The organism is Alicyclobacillus sp. SO9 (assembly GCF_016406125.1).
In the GTDB taxonomy this organism is placed as follows: Bacteria; Bacillota; Bacilli; order Alicyclobacillales; family Alicyclobacillaceae; genus SO9.
The window spans coordinates 484,779-503,696 of sequence record NZ_CP066339.1; the positions used below are offsets into that span (position 1 = coordinate 484,779).

General features: G+C 48.7%; 9 protein-coding genes and 1 riboswitch. Of the genes, 7 read left to right on the plus strand and 2 right to left on the minus strand.

Annotated elements, in window-relative coordinates:
* The first annotated feature begins 46 nt into the window (after positions 1-46).
* The 5 genes from GI364_RS02065 (at position 47) to GI364_RS02085 (ending at position 12,137) form a co-directional block, all read left to right on the plus strand.
* Complete coding sequence (locus GI364_RS02065; RefSeq protein ID WP_198852079.1) at positions 47-1,714, plus strand: hypothetical protein; 1,668 nt, start codon at positions 47-49, stop codon at positions 1,712-1,714.
* 100 nt (positions 1,715-1,814) lie between these two features.
* Positions 1,815-1,901: riboswitch (cyclic di-GMP riboswitch) on the plus strand.
* A gap of 74 nt (positions 1,902-1,975) precedes the next feature.
* Positions 1,976-4,408, plus strand: a complete 2,433-nt coding sequence (locus GI364_RS02070; protein ID WP_198852080.1) for a hypothetical protein — start codon at positions 1,976-1,978, stop codon at positions 4,406-4,408.
* Positions 4,409-4,644: 236 nt separating this feature from the next.
* Complete coding sequence (locus GI364_RS02075; RefSeq protein ID WP_198852081.1) at positions 4,645-6,012, plus strand: sugar phosphate nucleotidyltransferase; 1,368 nt, start codon at positions 4,645-4,647, stop codon at positions 6,010-6,012.
* A gap of 289 nt (positions 6,013-6,301) precedes the next feature.
* Positions 6,302-7,012, plus strand: coding sequence for a response regulator transcription factor (locus tag GI364_RS02080; protein ID WP_198852082.1), 711 nt, complete (start codon positions 6,302-6,304; stop codon positions 7,010-7,012).
* A 43-nt stretch (positions 7,013-7,055) separates the two neighbouring features.
* Positions 7,056-12,137, plus strand: a complete 5,082-nt coding sequence (locus GI364_RS02085) for an ATP-binding protein (protein ID WP_198852083.1) — start codon at positions 7,056-7,058, stop codon at positions 12,135-12,137.
* 114 nt (positions 12,138-12,251) lie between these two features.
* On the opposite strand, the gene GI364_RS02090 is transcribed toward GI364_RS02085, so the two are convergent.
* Complete coding sequence (locus GI364_RS02090; protein ID WP_198852084.1) at positions 12,252-12,905, minus strand: hypothetical protein; 654 nt, start codon at positions 12,903-12,905, stop codon at positions 12,252-12,254.
* A gap of 371 nt (positions 12,906-13,276) precedes the next feature.
* Entirely contained in the window at positions 13,277-15,064 is a 1,788-nt protein-coding gene (locus GI364_RS02095) for an IS1634 family transposase (protein ID WP_198850960.1), read from the minus strand.
* Positions 15,065-15,360: 296 nt separating this feature from the next.
* Between GI364_RS02095 and GI364_RS02100 the strand changes: the two genes are divergently transcribed.
* A complete protein-coding gene (locus GI364_RS02100) occupies positions 15,361-16,086 on the plus strand; it encodes a hypothetical protein (protein WP_198852085.1) in 726 nt (241 codons plus the stop codon).
* Between the two features lie 1,072 nt (positions 16,087-17,158).
* Entirely contained in the window at positions 17,159-18,274 is a 1,116-nt protein-coding gene (locus tag GI364_RS02105) for an IS110 family RNA-guided transposase (RefSeq protein ID WP_198852086.1), read from the plus strand.
* Positions 18,275-18,918: the final 644 nt, after the last annotated feature.

An 18,918-nucleotide genomic window follows, 5' to 3' on the forward strand; every position in this document is an offset into this window, starting at 1 on the left:
ATACCAGTTGCAGGATGTATACAGGTTGCAGATGGAGCGAATATACATGACGAGTTTATCTCAAACAACTTCATTAGGACCGAATCATGAAAGACACTCGATGCCTTTAATGCAGGAGAGGCAAACCAGAAGTTTGGAAATGCTTGAGCCCTTCATTTTGTCTTTCCTGGCGTTCTTGATGGCTTTGTCTGGTGGCGTTTATCTAGCTTTTGTGCTTCATGTTATCAACTCAGATGCCCTGACTAGAGTACTCAATGCGTATTACACAATTTTTTCACCTAAGTTTCATCTCGCGGCCATGGGATTTGTGTGGAATCCTCTTCCGAGCATCGTGGAATTACCGATAGTTCTGTTTCATCACTGGTTCCCTGCACTGATTACTGATGGTTTTGCTGCGAATCTGATGAGTTCGGTGTCGAGTGCGTTTGGCATGTACTTTTTGAATCGCATTTTGTTTTATGTGGGGATTCCACGGTTCTGGAGGATTGTCTATTCGCTGATTTACGCTCTCAATCCTTTAATATGGTTGTACTCCTCCAACGGCATGTCGGAAGCCATGATGATAGCTACAATGCTGGGCGCACTCCACGGTGCGGTGCGCTACTTGGATGATGGGCGTCACAGCCATCTGATTTCGGCCGGGCTGTGGTTGGCAGCGTGTTTTGGTGCGAGATATGAGGCCGTTCCCTTTGGCGCCCTGGTCGGCCTCGCTCTTTTGCTGGCTTTGTATTTAAAAGGGTATTCCGCATCGCGCATCCAGGCGGATTTGATTGTTGCGGGATTGCCCTTGATTTTCGCTGGATTGGTCTGGGTGTTTTTAAACTGGACGATTATGGGGAATCCACTGTATTTCATGAACTCTGCATATTCTAATGCTTCCCAAATAGGTACGGGAAGCTACAATGATAAACTCATTTTGAGGGACGCCCACCACTTGTTCTACTCGCTGCAGACCGTAGCTCACTTCTCCTTTTTGTTTCCGCCTGCTATTGTTGGACTCGCGGGTGCTTTACTGGTTTTTGCTTTCAGCAAGAAACGTCGCGGTCAAGCACTCTTGTTTGTGGCAGCACTTCTGACCATTCCACTCTTTCAGGTTGTGATGATTTATAAGCATGCGTCCGCAATTTGGTCTCGCTTTTTTATCACGTATATTCCTTTTGGCATCCTTCTCGTGGCATTGCTCATGGTTGTGATTGCAAAGGGACCTTGGCTGGTGCGACATTTTTTGCTGCTCGTTTCAGCAGCCGTACTGCTAGGCGGCAACTACGTTACGTTTCACGAGATACAAACTCCCATCATGGGGAAAGGTGTCACAAAGAATTTTGCTCATGTCGTGGAAGGACTTCCGGCATCCCAGGCGGCTCAGAATAATGGGATGACGCAAGGGAAGATCGTAGCGAACTACATTAATGAACACCCGCATCTAGTCGTGTTGCTGGATACTTTTGACTCCTTTAGCGTCGTACCATTCATCAAGGACCCCAAACAGGTAGTAATTACAAGTGATTTGAATTTTCAAAGTCTTCTCCTGAATCCAAGGGGACGCGTTAGTGATTTTCTAGTTCCAAACCCGGGTGGCGTGGGGGCATTGGATGCCATCAATAGAACGTATCCAGGACTGTGGCAGGGTAAAGTTGCTTGGGCCAAAGAGACGAAACAGTTCTCTGGAAACCTTGGCTACAAACTTTTTTCAATCGGGTCTTCTGCTCCTTAATTGGTACGACAAGATTTGACAATCTAGTAATGTTTCTACTATACTAGACCATAGCTAGAAAAATATTTTTGAAGCTTGTGTGACCAAAATCATAACGATGTTTGGAAAAAGGCAAACCCGGTGAAAGCTGGGGACGCAAAACTACAGGGGCTACGCATCGAGAGATGTATGCCAGCCAGTTGCCCATGCGGAGGCAAGCAAGTGCAGTGTTCCTCACGCGGGGGATATCGCACTTGCTTTTTTTTGGGGGAGGTCTTCGCATTGCGTTATGGCTCGCTTCTGGCGGTAGTGCTTCCTATCGCAATCATTTCAGTAGGCGTTGCGGAAAATGCTACGATCAAAGGGTTGGTTTTTCAGTCTTCATCGTACAGCGGTCACAGAATACTCAAACAAAGAGGCCCGGACAATAGCAACCACATTGACAATGTGCAGACGGGATTTCAGTCGAAGGCACATGGAACGACTAAGGGCCAGTCATCTGCTTTGGTATCCGATTTGAACCTCGAAGGCACATCACAAACGATTTCACTCACATCCTTGACGAAGACAGATATGGCAAATACACAATCGCAGAGTTCTAACGGAGTGCAAGGCGGTCATTCGACGCAAAGTCAACTTCAACAATCCCAACAGCAAGGTTCGACATCCAATTCGACGACTTCAAGCTCATCGGCTTCCGGTCAGTCAACTTCCGGTCAAGCGTCAAGTTCCAATCCTTCCACACCGCTGCCTTACACGGCAAGGCTATCATCAGGAGTGCAGGTTTCTCCTGATAATTTTGGCTTGAATGTGGCTGAGTGGGACAACGGAATGAATGCATCGTCAACCATTCCAGCAATTAGAAAGCTCGGTACAGGGTTGCAGAGATATCCTAATAACGATGCTTGGTCATGGAAACTCAATCGTTCACGAAACGGATCGGACAATTATCGAACATGGAACAGTTTCACGAGTCCATTTTCGATGTTGCGCTGGTCATCAGAGCTGAAGGCGACGGGGAACCAAGGGATCTTCAACATTAACTACGGAATGAACTCCCAGTGGAACGGAGGCCAATCGGTCTCTGACGTTAGGGAATTGACACAGTATATTGTGTCTCACCACATTCCGGTCAGGGCGATGGTAGTTGGAAGTGAAAATTACGCTGGCGGAACAATTAACCTGCGTGCTAACAAGTCTCCTGCTGAATACGCCGATGTTGCAAAGCAAATGGCGATTGCTATTCATCAGATAGACCCAAGCATGAAGGTGGGTGTGAATCTAACTCCAGGCTTGAACGGAAGGATGTCCAGTACAGACTTAAAGTGGAATGAGACAGTTTTAAGAACAGACGCTCCGTATATTCAGTTTGTTACGTTTCACGTATACCCGGTTGATAACGCAGTCAGTCAATCCGGTTTGTTACAAACACTCATGAAAGATGTTCCGGACATCACCTCAGAGGTTCGCAGATTGCTCATTGGAAACACGGGCAAATATGCATCTCACATTCAGGTGTGGTTTACGGAATTTAATTTGTTTTCTCAGCCCCGGCCCAAAACGGTTCAAAATATCGGTGGAACGGCAATGATGGAAAGCATGCTGCTGGCACGAAGCCTTGGTGTTAACGAGGTGGATTGGTGGAGCTTGCACGGTGGAGCTCACGCACTTATGTCAAATGGACAAGTTGCCTCACCTGAAGTTCACCATGCCGTGAGTCAATACGGTACGTTCGCGTTGACTGGCGACGGGCAAGCACCTGAAAAGTCAATGAACTCTTTGTATCCGACTGGACAAGCTTTGTCCGAGTTAACCTCACTGGTGCGAGGCGGAGCACAGCTTGACGCTAAAACCGCAGGCAATCTGCTGGTCGCGAAGATCACACGGGGAAGCAGTGCACACTGGGTTGTTGTGAACACAGGCAATACCAATGAAACCGTGCAAGTGAACGGGGTCGGACATACAGTTGCGGCGCATACTTATACGGTGCTGAGTTCATCTGCAAGCAGCACGTTGCACACGCCGGATAAGGCTGTCGACTTACCCGCTTCGGCCTTGGTGACTTCATCTTCTTTGGCCGTGCAAGCTTCTCATCAGGCACCGCCGGCAACACCCCACATCTCAAGCGTATCTGCCAGCGACATTCACAGCAACGAGGTCTTAACATTGCATGGCAGCGGGTTTGGCAGTTCCAGGGGTTCCGGCTACGTGAGCTTTTCAAACAATAATGTTCACTGGGGGTCTCCACAGAACTTTTACAAACTCAACATCCTAAAGTGGACCAACTCTGAGATTCAGTTCGTGACACCGTCACAGAGCGTACCCCATGGTTCTGTCAATCTGAAACCTGGCAGCTCGGCTTCGGCCACGGTGTTCACCGGAAATCAGGCTTCTTCAAATACTGTGCAGATGCACGTGCAAACTGCACTGCCCGCTCAGCTTTCGACGGCACAGCTCACCCCCGGGAAAACCGTGACGGTAACCGGTAACGGGTTTGGCAGTTCTCAGGGAAATGGTTACGTTCAGGTGTCAGATCAGGGCGTCAACATAGGGTCGCCTTCCAACTTCTATAAGCTGCGGATTGTGAGTTGGACGAACGGTTCTATTACGTTTGTAGTGCCGACACAGCACTTGACGCCTGGTACAGCAGCATCTGTACGTGTCATGGCTGCAAGCGGAATAGAGACAGTCACAATGAACGGTTCAGTGCACTAACAATGGGACGGTGGCAATTCGGTTCCATGTGAACAATGATGTTGGTTTGAAACACAAACTCAAGGGTTTCTGGCTGATCTTTGCCAGAAACCTTTTATCTTAAGGCGATTCTGATATACTGTTGCTAGCATGTCATACCCTTCACACACTACTGCAGTCTTTTAATAGAATTTCCAACTCTGCTATTTGCACCGACCTGCGAATTCTACAGACACCTAGAAAGTGAGTTGTTTTTGATGAAGATTGTTCTTCTCTCCGGCGGCTCGGGTAAGCGCTTATGGCCGATGTCGAACGATGTCCGTTCAAAGCAGTTTTTGAAGGTACTACAGGGGCCGGATGGTTCACAAATTTCCATGCTGCAGAGAGTATGGAACCAACTGACAACAGTCAACTTGTTGGAGGATGCGTACGTGTGCGCTTCCAAGGCGCAAGCGGATTCCATTCACGCTCAGGTTGGATTTGTACCCGTTATAGAAGAACCGGAGCGTCGAGATACATTTGCAGCTATTGCGTTATCCTGCACATACCTCGCTGACGTAGTTGGTTGTTCTGACGACGAAGTCATGGTCGTTGCTCCGGTCGATCACTATGTCGACAACGAGTATTTCGAAAGAGTGTCAGGCCTTGAGGAACAACTCAATGCGTCACATGCTGACTTGGCATTACTCGGTGTAGAGCCGACAGAACCATCCAGCAAGTTTGGTTACATCTCGGTTGAAGGGGAGACGACGTCCCAGCCTTACCGACAGGTGCAGTCATTTGTAGAGAAGCCCGACGAAGACCAAGCGAAAAAACTGATTGCTTCCGGTGCACTGTGGAACTGTGGTGTGTTTTGTTTCAGAATTGGATGGTTAAAGAATATTCTCTTATCTAAGGGGATTTCTCCTAGTTATACAGATATCCGCGAAAACTTCAAGGACCTCCCAAAAAACAGTTTTGACTACGAGGTTGTAGAGCACGCTTCTTCCGTTGTAGCAAGCCCCTACAACGGAAAATGGAAAGACTTGGGTACTTGGTCGTCGTTAACAGAAGAAATGGGAGACGGTTTTGTCGGCCTCGGAGAAACTGTCAACTGTGAAGGCACCCATGTCATTAACGAATTGGGGATTCCTTTGATTGGTATGGGGTTGAAGGACACCGTTGTTGTCAGTTCGCCTGACGGAATACTGGTTGCCGATAAACAACAGAGTTCACAACTTAAAGCGGTTTTAAAGAAGTACCATGGACGGCCGATGTTTGACGAACGCATGTGGGGTTCGTACCGAGTCTTGGACTATCAAGAACTGGAGGACGGCACAGAGGTTCTGACAAAGTCGATTGAGTTAAAACAAGGGCACAACCTCAGTTACCAGAAACATCGCTGGCGGAGTGAAGTGTGGACATTTGTTGAAGGTGAGGGCGAATTGGCCGTTGATGACCGGATTATACCTATCACTCCTGGGGATGTGGTCAGGGTCTATGCAGAACAGTGGCATGCGATTCGTGCACTGACGCCACTAAAGTTCATTGAAGTCCAAAGAGGAGCAGAACTGGTCGAAGAAGATATTGTGCGAAAGTACGTATCTTGGGAAGATGTGCAAAGGCATTGCGGGGTTACAATTTAGAGTGTTTGGCTGTGAGATGAGGCATTGGGGCCATGCTTTCTGTAGTTAGACCTTTCAGCAGAAGGTTAATCCCGAAGCCTCTCTGCGCCTCTTCGATACATATTTATCCTTATATGACAGGAACCCCTCGCTTTTACAGCAATGTAAATGGTGAACTCGTTTCAGTAATCTTGAAATATCTTTCAAAAAGTTTAAAATGATAAAGAGAACTTTATAAGCTCGTTAAATAGAGACAGAATATTCTCCTTTTATTTTTCTTCATGACTTCGGGGTATGGGAGGTATACGACTTGGACACAGGAACAGTTCTCCTTGTTGAAGACGATCCCGGGATTGTAGAGCTTCTTTCAATGTATTTAGAACGTCAAGGTTTCTCCGTCATTACTGAGGATGGTTGGGCTGCTGTAGACAAGATACAAAAAGAGTCAGTGGACATTGTGTTGTTAGACGTCATGCTGCCTTCTACAAACGGCTATGAATTGTGTGAAGAATTCAGAAGACATTCAGACGTGCCAATTCTTTTCGTCAGCGCCAAATCCGAAGATGCAGACAAGATTCTTGGATTAAGTCTGGGAGCAGACGATTTCATTGAAAAGCCATTCAGTCCCAGTGAGGTTGTTGCCAGGGTGAAGGCAAATTTGCGTCGGTATCGCAATTCAACCGAAAGGACGCCCGAGGAACCCCCCTTCCTATACATTGGCGGAATGGAGATTGATGAAGACACCTTTACGGTCCGAGACGGAAATCGGACGACCGTTCTAACCGCGAAAGAGTTCCAGCTATTAAAGCTTTTGGCTCAGAACCCTGACAAAATATACAAACCTGACGAACTGTATGACGTCATTTGGCGTTCAGACAGTTTTGGGGATGTGCGAACTGTCATGGTGCATATTAGTAATTTAAGGAAAAAGATTGAGCCAGATCCCACGCATCCGAAGTACATTGTTACAATTCGAGGTACTGGATATAAGTTTATAGATGAACACGAGGATGCAGGTTAATTCTCATTTTCACTTATCTCAGACATGGCTCGGAGGTGTCCAGTTGACTGGGCAGAAACAGAATTCCGCCCCGAATTTATTACCGCTGCGCGTTTTTACAGCTGGTGCAATACCTGACATAAGCAGTTATCTGGATATTTCTTGTTCACTTGCTAAATCCCTCGTACAAGTGCATGCAAATGGGGTTATACACAAGGGAATTCAGCCCGACAGGGTCTTCATTTGTCCAAACGGGATGAAATCCTGTTTTTCTATTTCACAGCACTCCGGTTCACAGCACTCCGGGAACTGTGAACCAGAGTCAATCGACGGCGAAGATGTCTATAGTGACGTTCTCATTCGCGACTCCGGCGTTTCAGAAAACCTCGCCTACATGGCTCCAGAGCAGATGGGCAGGAGTGATGTACCGGTAGACCAGCGCACTGACATCTATTCCTTGGGGGTTGTCCTGTACGAATTAGCATCGCTTCATCTTCCATACGAAGAGAACGACGTCACTGCCTGGATCCACGCTCATTTAGCGAAAGGTGTTGTTCCGCCAACACATTACAACGAATCGCTGCCGCGCATGGTGTCAAGTATTTTGATGAAATGTTTGCAAAAAGACCCGGCAGATCGATACCAAAGTGCATACGGCCTATACTCGGACTTGAGAAATTGCCTCAATTTGTGGGAGCAAAGCGGCACCATTGCATTATTTCCATTAGCTCGGCAAGACGTTCAAGACGCTGGCCGCGTTTTCTCTGAACTTTGGGAACGCACCGATCAGTTAAACCAATTTTCTAAACTGATTTCTGCAGGGCATCCCGCTGCCAATCGTGAAAGTCCCAGCGTAGCTCTGTTATTTGGTGAGGCTGGAACGGGAAAAACGGCGTTCCTGCAGAACGTTGTACACACCAAAGCGAATGATTATAAGTTTGTTGGCGTTGCGAACTGTGATTCGCAGCCATGGACTCCGCAGTATGGCGTTGTCGCTTCAGCATTTCGGGATATATTACGGAAGCTCCTTGGTCAATCCTCTGAAGCACATTCCGTTTGGTCCAGTAAATTGCAGAGTCGTCTGTCGGAATGCTCGCATTTCATGCTTGATGTCATACCCGAACTCGAGTTGTTTCTGGCCGCACCTCCCTCGAATAGTGAACGCGTTACTCCCCCTCAAGCCGCTGACTATTTCCTTAGGCTGTTGGAAGTCTTGACAGCGGAAGCGAATTCCGTGCTGATTTGTCTGGACGACCTCCAATGGATTGATGACATCACACTGCGGTTACTGCGACGTCTTATTGACAGAAAACCGCGTGGAGTAACGTGGGTGCTGTCACTGGATAGAAGTCAAATCGATGCCTTTGGAGATGTGTACCAGTGGATGGCTAGATTGCAGCAGCGACAGGACGTGCTGTCTATCAGCTTGAAGACCTTCAAAAAAGCCACAATTGCAAACATCCTTTCGAGGATGTTCCCTGGTTCAGACACGAACTTGAATCCGCTGGCAGATGCAATCTTTCATCGCACCAAAGGGAATCCGTTTTTAGTGCATCGCTGGATTGTGAGACTTCAACAAACCAATAGCGTTTGGTTCGATATTGAAGAAAATAAATGGCTGTGGAAAGTAGATGCGCAACATGATGAGGCGCAGCAAACCGTAGAGGACGCATGGCGCAGAACACCATTCTTGTTTGATTTTGATGAATCAACTCTGTCTGTTTTGAGGTGGGCTGCGGTTGCGGGGAGACAGTTTGACGTTCCGCTGATAGCACAGGTTGCCGACACCTCTGCGGAAGAAGTGGAAGACGCGCTCTCACGGGCTCTGGAAAAGCAAATTGTTGGTTGGGAACAGAAAGAATGGACGCAAGAGCGCCTGCAAGGATCTGCACAAGGATCTGCACAAGGATCTGCGCAAGAATTTGGGCTGGAATTTGAGCAAGGATCTGACCAAGAAGGCAAACACCAATCAACGAGCTACGAGTCTCGTCTGTACTCTTTTAAGCACGAACAAATTCAAAAAGAGTTTCTTAGCGACTTGAGTGAAGCACAGCGGAGCGACATGGAACACCGCATCGGGTTGGCGCTGTTGCAGCGGCGGGTCGATCCTCGTGACTATCCTTCAGCAGTATTTGACATTGTCAACCACTTGAACGCCGGACCCGCGCTGGGCATTGATCGTAAGACGCTGATTGAACTGAATTTGTGGGCAGGACAGCAAGCTAACCACATAGGCCAATACCGTGTTGCGGCTACATATTTCAACATGGGTTTGGTCTGGATGGGCCATCTCTCACTCGGGGATAACCGTGCCGGGATTATTTTTGAACTCAGGCTGGGCTTGGCTAATTCTCACTTTATGCTTGGTGAATTGAATGCTGCGGAGAAAGAGTATGTGTTGCTGCTGGACATGGCAGGGAATCCAAGTCAGAAAGCACATGCTCGGTTACGGTTGCTCCGCCTCTACGTGGCTGCGGGGCATTTCGAAAAAGTCCGAAATACTTACGATACGTCAGCGAAAATGGAAGTTCGTCAGTTGAGCTTATACGGTTGGCCGGGGATTCAGCCCGCCAGCTTTGACACGAACGCAAAAAAGCAGACCTCTTCCGGTGTCACAAGCGGTTTTGAAGACGGTAACCAGGAACGAAATGCAGCGGAGCCTCTCATAAAAAAAGTCAGCGAGTTGGTACTCAAAGGTGACTTCAAACAGGCGAATTCCTTGCTGAATGCGGCCTTTGACCACGACAAATTCCGCCTTCAATCTCCGTTCCTGGCAGAACCATACTTTGCTCAAGGCGCATTGATAGCTCCTTGGCAACATCCTGTTGCGAACGCTTTGCAGTCCCTAAGCATTGCAAGAGAGCACGCCCTGACAGCACAGGACTTGTATTTGTGTGTTCAGATCGATCTTTTGATGATTGCCTTTCAATTTGTCTCCGGGCACTCTGTTTCTGAAGTTCTGTCTCAATTGGATGAAACACGGGCCCACTATCGAAGCATGCGCAGTTCTCATATTGAGTCCCTGTTCGAAGTGTTTCACAGTGAATATCAAAGCCTTGCGGGTCCTGTTCAAGGAGAGGCTCCACCAGGGGCAGACATGCTACATGACGGCGACAACTTTTTAGAAGAATTAGGGCACACACTTCATCTATGGGTTAGACTGCTTCGATTCATTCGCGAATTTCTATTTGGTAATGAAACGATTGCATTACAAATGGCGGAACGCCTGTCTACAGCAATGTCCGTCTCACCAGTGCCGTTTTACGGCTACTCTGATGTTACGGTCTTGAGCGTGGTTTTGTTAGCGGACCAATGCCGCATGGATTCAGGATTGAATCAGAGCAGCAGGCGGAGACAGATTGGCAGTATGGTCCGGGACTTCGCTGCAAGACCGATACAATCGGAAAAGCGAGACCTGATGCTGCATCTTATGCAAGCTGAAGAAGCGAGGTTGAAAGGCTTATACCATGAAGCAACCGACCTGTACGAACAGACATCTTCGGAGGCCGAGGTGTTGAATCTCAAATTCTACAGTGCCGTGGCGAACGAAAGATGCGGCGACATGGTCTTGCAGCAGGGAAAAAGAAACTACGCCCGTGCATTATATACTGCGGCCATTGATGATTATTACGGGTTTGGGATTGCAGGGAAGGCAAGACAACTGGAAGAAGAACGAGCTTCTGTACTGCGCCGTGGACGCGGTGAACGACGCCGCCGAAGGGGAGCCGAGGCTGACGCTAGTGACAACGGATCGATTGGCCGAGACATTTCACAACGCATAGACTGGCTCATGGTGTCTCGAGCAGCCCAAGCTTTGTCGCGGGAAGTTGTGTTGGAACAACTGCTGACACGGCTGATGAATCTGGTGCTTGAGAGTGCAGGAGCCCAGCGTGGTTTTATTTTACTTTCCCGGCAGGACGGGCTGTATGTAGAAGCATTTGCTTCCGTTGACGAGCCGCACCCCGTTGTGCTGCAGGGTATTCCAGCGGCTGATGCCTGGGATAAACTGTTGTTGTCCGTTATCGACTACACGTACAGAACAACGGAAGACACACTTATTGTGGACGCGGCTCTGCATTTGCCCAGCCAATCGGACCCATACCTGCCGATTGGCAATCCAAAGTCAGTCCTCTGCACGCCTATGATGAGTCGGCAGCACATCATCGGACTGCTCTATCTGGAGAACAACCGGATGGCGAGAGCCTTCACAGAATCCAGGCTTGACTTCATGAAAGTCTTGGCTGCACAAGCAGCTATCTCTATTGAAAATGCATTTCTCTATGAATCCTTGGAGAATAAGGTTGCGGAAAGGACGCAGGAACTGGAAGTATCTTCTACGGCGTTGGCTGAGGCAAACACCCAATTGGAACAGGCCAATGAGGAACTGCGGAAGGCAGACCGGATGCGGCGAGAATTGTTGGCCAATGTATCCCATGACCTCCGCACACCAATCACGCTTATTGCCGGCTACGCAGAGGCTATTGAAAACGGTGTTGCACAGACCGATGAACAAATAAAGGGATTTGCTGGTCGAATTCACGATAAGACAGTCAGCTTGACAAGACTCATTGAAGACTTGTTCAATTTGGTGCGATTAGAAGCCAAACAGGCTGATTTCAATTTCAGTCCATGTACCGCGGAAGAATTTCTTGTTTCCATGGTCATGCAATTCGAGGGCGATGTGGAACAGGCTGGTCTGACATTTGCCTGGCGCGGAGTTGAAGCCGCTGATATTACGGAGGATGGAACGTGGATGTTGATTGATCGCGATCGAATGGAGCAAGTGTTCTCAAACATCATCTACAATGCCATTAAGCACACCGCGCCCGGCGGCACCATCGAGTTGGTCTTGGAAAAAGGTTCAGGAGAGGTACGGTATCAAGTCCGTGACACGGGATCGGGGATTGCTGCAGGGGACCTGCCGCACGTGTTTGAAAGGTTTTATAAGGTGGACAAGTCTAGGTCTAAAGACACCGGGGGAGGACTTGGACTCGCAATTGCAAAACGGATTGTCGATCTCCATCATGGTGACATTGCTGTAGACAGCATCCTTGGTCAGGGGACCACTTTCACAGTGACTTTAGGAATGCTTGAGGAAGATGCATCACCGGAGCTCATCATGGACCACTCCGATGACGGCGATTGATTCTGCGGTTCATTGAGCCGGAAGGGAACGGAATGGGAACGGAATGTAAAAAGGGTATCTTGTGCGCAGACCGCCAAGATACCCCCTCAATCTTCTGTTGGGATAAGACTCCAATCAGGTCGTTTGCTTCTTCTTGGAGAAACGATATAACAGGTAGCCGCCGGCAAGGACTACAGGAATGATGCCTGCGTAGGGGACTTCAGGCATGTTGCCGCCGGTGGATGGAGAGATGGGCTCTGTCAGCGTAAAGTTGCCGCCAACGGGATCGTCCGAATCAGAACCATAGTGTGTGCCGAACGGTTGCCACATGGTAAATGCTGTGGTGATTTTTGCGTTACCGGTCATCTTGGCTGGCACAGGTACTGCATAGGTTGCCTGGAACTTCTGGCCCAACTTGTTTGCTTCCATTACTTTGGATGCATCCGCATAATGGCCGCCCGTACCGGTGGTGGGCTTAATCATTGTTCCGGTTTCGGAGACTGTCTGGCCGTGGCTGTCCACAAAAGTAAACTTGGCTGTGGGAGGCAATCCGTGAACGTGGTTTTCTCCGCCCTGCGTATCCTGGTTTGACTCAATTACATTCAATGTAATGTCCAGTGTTCCGCCCTGGGTTACACTCTTTTGAGTCGTAGTCATTCCGTTTGAATGGTCAAACATGAAGTGATAGGTAGTTTGCGCCATTGCGACACTGGGTCCCATTGCCACCGCGGCAACGGCCAATCCTGCTCCAATTCCCACAATAGATGATTTCTTCAAGTTAAGGGTCAATACAATTCCTCCTTACCCAAATGCACATAGTCAATAGTCAATTCGACCTTTTATTTATTTCCATAGTACCGTGAAATTAACTCAAATTGGCTAAAGAGTTTAGTTCAGGAACCTAAAGATTCCTTTAAATTAGTTGACTTGAGTGATATCTGTGATCGCAGTTTGTACTTTAAAGAAATCTTAAACAAGATGTACTGCGCATTTTACCCAGTTAATTACATCCATATGATATTCTGTGTATAGAATAGATATTTAGTAGTTCTACCTCATCCTTGACAGCACCCTAGACCCCGCAAGGGATTGTAGGGGGGATTTTGCCCTACAGCACAAATAGCCCCAAACGGATTGGGGCCGTAAGGATGGGATTCTCGTTAAACGAGTGTGCCTGAAGACGTGTTGCGTAGTTGGATTGCCTTGGCAGGAAGCGGGATACCCAGTGCCTTGAGGACCTCGCTTAGGTTCTGTGGTGGCGGTGGAACGCTGAGGAATTCTTTCCCGAGAAACTCGGCTTTCATCACGTGCCAACGCGAGAGGTCTTTCATGATTCGCTCGCCTGTGTACCAACGGTCATTCAGTTCCTCCAGCCGTTGCTCGCGCTCGTCTGCGTTGGTCATCTGCTCTGCTTCTTGCTCTTGCTGCGCCCACCCACGTCGGTACATCACTTGGATCTCTTGCTCGAACAGATAGGCAAGTACGCAGACGAAGATGTGCCCGCGCACACGTTTTTCATTCCAGTGGTACACCGGCCCTACATCCAGGAAGTTCTTGATCTCTCGAAAAGCCCGCTCTACGTTCATCAACGTTTTGTAGGAAGTAACCACCTGTTCGGCAGGGAGCAACGTGTTGGTCTTAATCACAAACTTTCCGTCGCGTAAGGCTTCTTTGGCGAGGGCCGCCTCATTCCATGTGTAGGAGAGCTTCTGTTCACTGAACTCCACCTCAAGGAACCCCTGTACACCTTTTTTGGTGAGGATGTCACTGACTTTGAGCATGATGGACTGTGTACTTGCTTTTCGCCCGCGATGGGGCTTGTCCAACCACGTCTGGTAGTCCACCAATGCCTGTTCCGCTTCCTCCAATGCCGATGTGCGGAAGGCTTCATCCGCCTTCGCCTTCAGCGGATTGTAGCAGAGAATATAGCGCGCATCTTGCCCTTTCTCATCGTCTTCCACTGCAGATGCGGGCACTTCGAGATAGCTGAGATTTCCGCGCAGCTCAGTGTAGAGAGAGAGGTCACCGTACTGTGCCAATAAGGTGTCGCTAACCACGCGGCCACGTTTGTGGTAGCCCACAATATAGGGATACTCAAGCGCCGCCAACAACTCCGTGTTCTTTTTCGTGACCATACCGCGGTCTCCGACGAACACACATTGTTCAACGGAGAAGTCTTTCTTCAAACGCTCCAGAACTTCCTTGACGGTCTTTTTGTCCGGCGTGTTTCCCGCAAAGACTTCATGGGTAATTGGCAACCCATCCGGAGTCACAAGCAGACCCAGCTCGACCTGTTCCAGGTCCGGCCTGTGGGTTCGTGAATATCCATGCTTGCCAATTGGGCAGTGGTGGCCACTGAGGTGCGTACTGGTCAGGTCATAGAGTACAAGCGATAAACGAAAGTTCAAGAGGTCCGTGAGTCGTTGATAGATAAATGTCTCCAGTTCGGGCTTCATATCCATCAGGTGATCCAGCGCACGATAGAAATGTTGCAACTGCCAGGATTCACCTTCCTCCTCCGGAAGATACATGTCCTCAATCGTATGAAACAAATCCAACTTACTAGACGGATTCATCAAACGGTTACAGACCATGGCCTTTACATAGCGAGCTACGTCAAAGGTGACCTGACGGTCTTTGAGTCCGGTCTCTATCGCCTTGGTCAACCCAAGCTGATCCCACAAAAATTGAACCACGTAGGGAACGCCAAAAGAGAGGGTCGACTTGGGGTCAAAGTCCTCAATCGAACCAGAGGTACGGTTCTGTAGGAGCGATTCAAGGGTACGAATAAACTGCTCAATCTCTTGCTCAGAGTAGTTATCGATGTTACCAAGACTGGCAATCCGACGCTTTTTAACGGTTTTTCCCTCGCGATAGGACTCAACAATATGCATATACCTGTAGGTACGACCATCGGGGCGTTTTGTGGATACAACTTGTGCGAACACTGGGCTCACCACCGCTCATAATATTACCTACAATTATACAATATAAATACTTTTATAACAAGGAAAAAGTTATCCACTGTCCAAACACATTTTGACCTACATTTTTGAGCTCAAAACACAACTTATCAACAGAAAAACCGCGCAACGGCGCGGCTTCGGGATACTGATAACCTACTTTTCCACAGCTAAACTGTCAAAGATGAGTTCTACTGTAGTTATGCTGTAGTTCTACTATAGTCTCGAGATGCCCTCCGACTTGTACAAATAGGGCTTATCTTAGGAAGAGGGGACATTATATGTGGGGTAAGGGAATCATAAAAAAAGCTGTGATAACGGCTGTAGCAGTAGGCAGCCTGCTGGTCAGTGCACCGATTGCATTGGCTGACGGCGGTGGCAGTGGTAGTGGGTATAGCGGCGGAGGTTACGGTGGCTACGGTGGAGGTTCTGGTGACAACAATGGCGGCGGCAGCGGAGACAACCACGGAGGCGGCAGCGGGAGCGGCACAAGCGGTTTTAAGTATGCCTCAGGGTATCTGACGTTTTACCTGAGCAAACAAGAAAAGCAATCGACCCAGGATTTACAATGGGGTCACACGTATTACGTTAAAATAAATGGAAAATCTGGAAGTGGATTTGGCGGATATGATTTCTGGGTTTCGCATCAGTCATTCTACTTCTACAACTACTCACAGTCCAAGTTGAGTGAGAGTCCGGGCAAGTGGGGTTCAAATGTTTTTAAGAGTATTGGGACAAAGGTCTCTACTGGATTTTATAAAGTCAACATTCCAGCCGAAGGGCACTACAGCTCAGGTAAATACATTGTTCAGACCCACCTCTCATTTGGAGGAAAGGACTACTATTTCACTTGTGGACCTTCCAATGGATTCACACACGTGACAATCCACGGAAACGGTACGGCAGGAGACATGCCCGAGGTTCCGTATGCAGGAATCTTACCCGCAGTTGTACTCCTTGGAGCCGGGTACTTGTACCTGCGTCGTCGTCGCAAAACGACACGTTAAAACGATACATTCGTCATTCGGAAATACATCGATTGATTTGATAGAATGATTGAAGGTACGAAATGTCACAGTCTTACAAGTGTAAAATGGTAGGATCGCGTTCATGGACCGGCCTCTCCCTCTGGATTGGGATGGGCCGGTTTTCGCATAGGAACCCATGAAGCCGTTGGTTAGTGATCCTTTTGCTCCTTAACACCGATGCTCCCTTGGGATCACAATGGCGCTCCCCCTCCGACGATAAGGATCTTTGGAGGCACTAATCGCCCAGCCCCGCTCGAACAGCAGCCGCCGCAGCCAGCGAGGCCCGGTAGATCAACGGGATCGAACGAAAAAATAAGCGGTGAACTACCATTTATCTACTGAAATTGAAGTTTAGACCTAATAATGGTGTAAACGCGGTAGCCGCTGCGACGGACATAGGGGCACAGAGTCGGCGCAGGCCCCTGCGCCGTTGGCATCCCGTTGCTTAGTGATCCCGTTGATCCTTATCTCCATACCCGCGACAGAATAGTGATCGATTCGATCACTATCACCAGCAGGCCCTCCGAAATAGTGATCCCTTTGCTCCTTAACACCGATGCTCCCTTCTGCCTCTCTCGACATTAGTGTGCATTTATGACACTAATGCCGCGGGCCAGGTGGCATTAAGGATCCTTGGGATCACAATGGCATCGCCCCGCCGACAATAGGGATCTTTGGAGGCACTAACCAGCCTCACCGGCTCACCCCCAGCCGCCACAGCCAGCGAGGCCTGGGAGATCAGCGGGATCGAACGGAAAGAATGAGTGGTAAACTGCCATTAATCAACTAAAATTGCAGTTGCACCCTAATTATGCAATGAATCTGGCAGCCGCTACGGCAGACACGGGGCCGCAGCGTGGGTGCAGGCGCCTGCACCGTTGGCACACCGTTGCTTAGTGATCCTTTTGCTCCTTATCTCCATACCCGCGACAGAATAGTTATCATGAACGAAGTCGGCTCCATGTCACAATTTCGTAGGTTAATTGGCAATACTGGATTTGTAAGAGAACCAGAAAACCAATCAGAGCTACATTGTGAAGGAGCCGATACTATGCAGGATAACACAAAATATGTTGGTTTAGACACGTCCAAAGATACGATTGCTATTGCTGTTGCCGACGCCGGCAGAGATGCACCAAGGTCATGGGGGGTTATTCCTAACACACCGGAAGCAATTCGAAAACTCATTCGGAAGTTGGGTCAACCTGAGGATTTGGATGTCTGTTATGAAGCGGGTCCCTTAGGATATGGACTCCAGAGAATGCTTACCCAAATGGGTGTAAAGTGTTCTGTTATCGCCCCGTCTCTCATTCCGTCACGACCTGGAGATCGAGTGAAGACAGACCGTCGAGATGCAATCAAGCTGGCACATCTACACCGAGCAGGGGAGCTCACAGCGGTATACGTCCCGAACGAAGACGATGAGGCACTGCGAGATCTAGTGCGCTGTAGAGAAGATGCAAAAGAGGACTTACTAAGAGCAAGACAGCGCATGAGTAAGTTTCTTCTTCGTCATGACTTAACATCCCCTGCCAAGATGACAAAGTGGAAGAGCAAATATATGGCTTGGCTACAGCAGTTAAAGTTTTCGAACCGAGCTCTACAACAGACACATCAAGAATATCTACATGCAATTATTGTAATTGCACAACGAATTGAACGCTTGGAAAAAGAAATTCACGAACTGGCTATGAAAAGCCCACACAAGCCAGTCATTCAAGCACTACAAACACTCCGTGGTGTAAAAGAGCTTACGGCAGTGACCTTAGTTGTAGAGGTTGGAGACTTCCGTCGCTTTACGACTGCCCGTCAATTCATGGGATATACAGGATTAATACCGAGTGAATCATCGAGCGGCCCTGTGCGACGTCAAGGGAAAGTTACAAAGACAGGAAATACCCACCTAAGAAGAGTACTCGTCGAAGCGGCTTGGAGCTATCGCTATAGACCTGCATTGAGGGGGGACATTCGAAAGCGACAGGAAGGGCAGTCCCCTTCTGTGCAAAGTATCTCTTGGAAAGCCCAGGACCGCTTACATCGTAAATACCTTCGATTGCTCTCTCGAGGTAAGCCTAGTACCAAAGCCATCGTTGCACTTGCCCGAGAGTTAGCTGGGTTCGTGTGGGCCATCTCTAAAGAAGAAATGAATTCAGTAGCTAGTAACTGAGTAAGTTGCCGTTGTCATAGCCCTGTGGGATAACCGTTTGAAGTGATATAAAGGCTTGAAGATTGGACTCGAAGGCAAAAGTGTAAAACCGTAGAGGAGAACCCACGCAGATCACTTGTTGCTACGTGGAGAGTCTTTCTCCACCGAACGCACGCCAATAGTTAGTCGGAAGCTCCTTGGACGGAGAGATACTATGTGGTAACCAACCCACGCATATCAGAATGCTCATCGTCGAGAAGTTTTTGCCTTCGAGTCGAGTCTTTCAGCTCAAGTGGCTTGACTTGGAGCCTCTGCAGCCGTGATGACTGCAGCCAAGGCAGCCTATATAAAGTACTTAATGGCCGCGGCAAATGAGCCTATCACGGCAGCCACTCCAATTCAAGCCACGCGGTACTTAGGTACTCGAACGGTGTAGTGTCATGGAGTCTAAGTTGTAGTTGACACCTTCGTTCATATCAGTGATCGATTCGATCACTATCACCAGCAGGCCCTCCGAAATAGTGATCCCTTTTCTCCCTAACACCGATGCTCTCTTCTGCCTCTCCCAACATTAGTGTCCATTTATGACACTAATGCCGCGGGCCAGGTGACATTAAGGATCCTTGGGATCACAATGGCATCGCCTCGCCGACAATAGGGATCTT